This window comes from Acidobacteriota bacterium, assembly GCA_030949985.1.
In the GTDB taxonomy this organism is placed as follows: Bacteria; Acidobacteriota; Polarisedimenticolia; order J045; family J045; genus JALTMS01.
The window spans coordinates 1-3,065 of record JAUZRX010000047.1 but is presented as its reverse complement, the minus strand read 5'-3'; the positions used below and the strand labels follow the sequence as shown (position 1 = coordinate 3,065).

The 3,065-nt window shown below is 62.4% G+C and carries 3 protein-coding genes; 1 reads left to right on the top strand and 2 read right to left on the bottom strand.

The window, feature by feature from the left end; translation table 11 throughout:
• Positions 1–243, top strand: a 243-nt coding sequence (locus Q9Q40_10710) for a transposase domain-containing protein (GenBank protein ID MDQ7007695.1), incomplete at its 5' end; no start/stop codon positions are given.
• A gap of 371 nt (positions 244–614) precedes the next feature.
• On the opposite strand, the gene Q9Q40_10705 is transcribed toward Q9Q40_10710, so the two are convergent.
• Positions 615–2,600 (bottom strand): thrombospondin type 3 repeat-containing protein, encoded by a 1,986-nt coding sequence (locus Q9Q40_10705; protein MDQ7007694.1) that lies wholly within the window; start codon positions 2,598–2,600, stop codon positions 615–617.
• 113 nt (positions 2,601–2,713) lie between these two features.
• On the bottom strand, positions 2,714–3,065 hold a 352-nt coding region (locus Q9Q40_10700), incomplete at its 5' end, for a hypothetical protein (GenBank protein ID MDQ7007693.1).

Below are 3,065 nucleotides of genomic sequence, written 5' to 3'. Positions count from 1 at the left end.
AATTGGCTTTTCTGCTGGACCGAGCTGGGTGCGGAGCACGTGGGCGTCTTGCAGAGTCTTCTGCAGGCCTGCCGGCTGCAGGGGCTATCGCCGTATCGCTATCTCGTGGACGTGCTGCAGTGCGTGGACAGCCATCCGGCGTCCGAGGTGGCGCTGCTGACGCCGCGGCTGTGGAAGGAGCGCTTCGGCGAAGATCCGCTGCTCTCGCCGCTCGAGAGGCACACCAGCCGAACCGCCGATTGACCGGTTACACCGCTGGCGCTCGTTTCGCAAGAACGTCGATTTCCGACCGCTTACCGCTCACGGGTACGCCACCGGCTCGGGCGCGTGTCAACGCCCCCCTGAAACGACCAGCGCCTCGAAACACGTGTAGGGGAGGCGGTGAGCGAAGCGAACCCCTCCCGCCGCTACCCCTGGACCCCGGTGCCTACCATCAGTCCCCATCCCCCCAGCACGTGCCCCAACCCCCGTGACTGCGCCCTCGTTCCAACCACCGCCGCCCGCTGGGCGGGGTTCGCTACGCTCACCACCGACCCCTACGCGTTGTCGGACCAGCGACCGCCCATCCTCGATCCGCTCGCCGATCCCGCGGTAACGGGGACAGGCGAGGTCTCTCACGGGCAGCCAGTCGGATTCGTGTTCTCCCGTTCCGAGCCGCTGGAATCGCTGCCCCAGGAGCCCACGGCGGGGCAGTCGAGATCGACGCCGCGGAAAAGGTAGAAGAAACCGTCGGCAGGGGACGGGATCTCGCTGTCGATGAAACTCGTGTCCGTGCGGTCGGCGTCGGCGCTGTTGCGGCACGTCCCGTACTCACCGGGAGCGAGTCCCGACAAATCGCCCCGGGAGACGTCGTACTCCTCGGCTAGAGGCTGCGCAGTCCAGGTCAGTTCCTCATGGGAACCAACCACGAATGCCACCCCCGAGACCGCTGGAGGACGGCCGCCGTCCGCATCGGCCACCGCGCAGTCGTCGGCATCGTCGAGACCATCGCCGTCCCAGTCCGTCGCGCAGGCGTCGCCCCGACCGTCCGCATCCGCGTCCTCCTGGTCAGGGTTGGCCACCAGAGGACAGTTGTCGGGAAGCTGCGTGATGCCGTCACCATCGACGTCGACAGGGCTGATCAACCAGGAACTCGAGACGAGATAGTTGTTGCCGATCAGAGTCTTGGCAACGATCTCGTGGATTCCGTCGCCGTTGATGTCCGCCTGCCACAACTCGCCCAGTTCGTCACCCGCCTGCCTGCCGTAGATGATCCAGTCCTCGTCTCCGTTGTCGGCGCCGAGATCTGCGGGGAGATTCGATCCACCAAGGAAGACGTAGATCTCCCCCATGCGTGTCGCATCCTCGGCCGGCCCGTCTGCCGAAGTAGCGCTGCACACCAAGTCATCAATACCGTCCCCGGAAACATCCTCTACACCTGCGATACCGCAGAGGAACAAGTCGCCCTCATCAGCTCCCCAGATGATGCGGTCGCTGTCGACTCCCAGATCGACGTCCGCCGCGTAAGCCGGATAAGGCTCATGGACGCGTGCCTCACCGGTTTCTGGTGAATTGTCAAGTCGACCGTCGCCTCGAGCGACCCCAACGGTGAGATCCGCATGACCGTCATCGTCGATATCTCCCACCGCGACGCCATCTCCCGCCGCATCCGACACATCCGGCCCATAGAGCAGAAGATCCGGAGGCTCGAAACGCAAGTCGATCTCGGCCGGCCACATCGGTCGTCCCCAAAAAACGTAGATTTCTCCGGCCCCGGAGCGATCCTCTCCAGGGCCATCTCCGCCACTGGCTCGGAGAATCAGGTCCTCCGTGCCGTCATCGTTGACGTCGCCCGTACCGGCAAAGCCGCCAAGACCGTCGAACTGATCGTCACCGTACACGGTCAGCTCACGCTCGTTCGCCAGGTCGATCGTGGCCGGCCACGCTTCTCTACCGAAGAGTACATAGACCCGACCTACACGATCAAAGTCGCCGTCTCTGTTGGGGGCACGATAGGCAGGAATAATGAGGTCGTCGATACCATCCCCGTCTATGTCACCGGAGGCAAGTTCACCGGAAGCAATGCCTCCCCCCGCCAATTCACCATAGACGACGACCCCCGGATCTGTCAGAAGGTCGATTACCGCCGGCCATGAGCTACGCCCGAACAGAATATGCACCTGACCTGCACCCGACCGCGTGTTGTTCGGCCCGTCAGCAGAATCGGCTCCGAGTAGTAGATCGCCCGTTCCATCACCGTCCACGTCACCACAGCTGATCCCGTGGCCTAGCCTGTCCACATCTTCTTGGCCATAAATCGTGACGTCAGCATCAATGGCGGCGTCGAAGGGTCCAGTCCACCTTCCCCGTCGCCCAAAAATGACGTACACATCTCCAGCCCAGAACCGCGAATTCGATGGACCATACCCCTCATAAGCGGAAACGACCCAGTCATCGACGCCGTCGCCGTTGATGTCGCAAGAAGCGACGTTCTCACCAAAAAAATCCTCTACTCGACGCCCATCCCAGCGGACGGCATCTGTATCGTCCGCCAAATCCACTACGAGACCCGGCCCCGCTACAACAGCCGTGACGTAGCCCAGAACCACGAAGAAAGTCACTGCACTTCTGGACAGCTCTCTCCCTACTGCCACGGAGAATCTCACAGTCACGCCAAGTCGTGATCGAAATCCGGGACATTTCACCTGGAACATCGCCTCAGCCTCTCGCCAGACTACTTCTTGCTTCCAGCTCTGAATGCGCGAGCAGCAATATCCCAGTGGTGAGCGAGAAACCCTTGCTGGTGATCCTCCGTCCCGTACAAAGGGTGGCCGCTCTGGACCGCTGTATCTTCCTGTTTCCACGTGCACTGGTTTAGACACGTGCCCGAGTCGCACTCCCACGCCAGCAGAACCGTCAAAGCGACCTTCTCAGGACCCACCTTGTCCTCTACCTCGATGCGAAAGAGAATCGGGCTTCCATCCTCGAGACCATCGAGGTCGTTTGCCGCGGGATCCGGGGACTTGTTCTGCCCGTTGATCACGCATCCCTCGCCGGTGGCTCCACTGAATGCCGGTGCGTCCTCG